The sequence below is a fragment of the Acidiphilium iwatense genome (assembly GCF_021556475.1).
Classification (GTDB): Bacteria; Pseudomonadota; Alphaproteobacteria; order Acetobacterales; family Acetobacteraceae; genus Acidiphilium; species Acidiphilium iwatense.
In genome coordinates this window covers 1-1751 of the sequence record NZ_JAKGBZ010000128.1, presented here as the reverse complement: position 1 = coordinate 1751, position 1751 = coordinate 1, and the positions used below count along the sequence as shown (strand labels likewise).

Sequence of the window (1751 nt, the reverse complement as noted above, 5' to 3'; positions counted from 1 at the left end):
ATCACCACGATCTGATTGGTCTTTCCGGGACCTTGAGCGGCAGTCCAGTAGACGTAGTGGGCATCCGAGGCGTGGCTGTTCGGCGCCGGAATTGATTTCCAATGGTGGACTACTTTGTTCGTGTGGCTGTCGACGGCCACGCCGCCATTGGGCAGCGATACATAGATCATCCCGTCCGTGGGATCATACCTGACGAAATCGCCATGCCCTTTTGCATTGGGCAGGGGAATCTTATCGACGAGCTTGAAGTGCCAGGCGCTGGCGAAAGCCGTGCCTGCCATCAGCCCGCTCAGCAGGGCGACGCCCGCCAGGATTTTTCTTGGATAACGCATGTTTCACTCCCGTTTGTTGCAACGCGTATCTACACTTTTCTGTTGGCCTCGCCGCATCGCGGAGCCGTCAGGCACGTCACCCGCGGCAACCGGCCCGGTATTTGGGGCCAGGCCGGTCAGCTCGGATCATTATTTCCCCATCAGCACGCCAACTTCCACCAGGCCGACAAATTGGTTAGCGCTATTGCCACGCTTGCCGTAACCCGTGCCGGGGGCGAACCCGGCAAGATGGGTCAGATCCACCGTCGGGCGGATAAAGATGTTCTTGTTCTGCCATGTCGGCGAAATCTGCAGGCCGGTCATGGTCGTGCCGGGGCTGAACGTGCCGGGGCCAGGAGCCGAATCGAACTGCAGCCAGTTGCCGAACAGATTTTGATTCGGATCGTTCTTGTCGCCGTTCTGATAAACGATCTGGGGCTGAGCGGTGACCGACCATTTCGGCGTGAACTGGTACGTCACGTCCACCATCGCGGCGGTTTCGAAATAGGTGGTGAGCGGCCGGGGATTACCACTTGCCGCCGTTACCGAACTCTTGGGCAGCCACTGGTACTGAACCTCGGGGATGAAAGTCCAGGGACCGGCGATCCATTGCACGCCGGCACCGAGCAGAGAGCTGTTGGACTCGGAGAAGCCCAGCCCGACACCGGCGTGAGGCACGCCGGGATTGCCGGTATGACCGAGATTGGTGTGACCGAACAGGATGAAGTTATCCGTCCCCGATTTGTTCAGGTTGTAGGTCAGCAGGAAGGACAGAACGTTGGTGCGGGCGGTATGGTAGGAATCCGAGTATTGCAGATTGAAGGTCACCGGCCCGTAGAACAGGTTGAGCTGAGGCCCATAGCCCGGTGTCGCTTGCATATTGTTGAGGTTGGAAACGAAGAAGGTCGGATTCATCCAGTCGAACCCGATCTCGGTTCCTTCCAGCGACGCCATTTCACCGGCCGAAACGCTCCAGTATTTTGACGGCTGGGCGGTAAACCACCATTTGAATGTCGGTCCCGGCGGAAACGGGTTCGCGCCCGAGCCGAATCGCGCCAGGCTGTTGAAGGCGCCGAAGTCGCTGGTGATTCCTGTCGTCGGAGTCTGCCACGCCCCGCCCCAGTAGGTGAAATGCAGCCAGCCGGTTCCTTTGTGAATCTGGATGGCGGCGAGACCGATACTGTATTGGGCGTTCGGGCCAAGGCTGCCTTCATTGCTGAACAGCCGCGGCGTCGCGTTCGTGTTGGTCGATGCGAACGCATCAATGCCGCCGGAGAAGGTCCATTGCCCGCTCAGAGGACCCATACCCGTAACGTTGATCGTCTCCGCCGGTACGTTGTTGCCTTCACCGCCGCCGCCGAGCGCGTAGCTCGATTGCGATGCGGCGAGCAGGGCGGTGGTCAGTCCCGCTCCGACAAGAAACTTCGTCGTCTTTTTCAT

The 1751-nt window shown here is 59.5% G+C and carries 2 protein-coding genes; both read right to left on the bottom strand.

Annotation, left to right across the window (positions count from 1 at the left end; all coding sequences use genetic code 11):
* Positions 1 to 332: hypothetical protein (locus tag L2A60_RS20345; RefSeq protein ID WP_235706282.1), on the bottom strand; the 332-nt coding region annotated here is incomplete at its 3' end.
* 129 nt (positions 333 to 461) lie between these two features.
* The coding region (locus L2A60_RS20340) for a porin (protein ID WP_235706281.1) at positions 462 to 1751 on the bottom strand (1290 nt) is incomplete at its 5' end.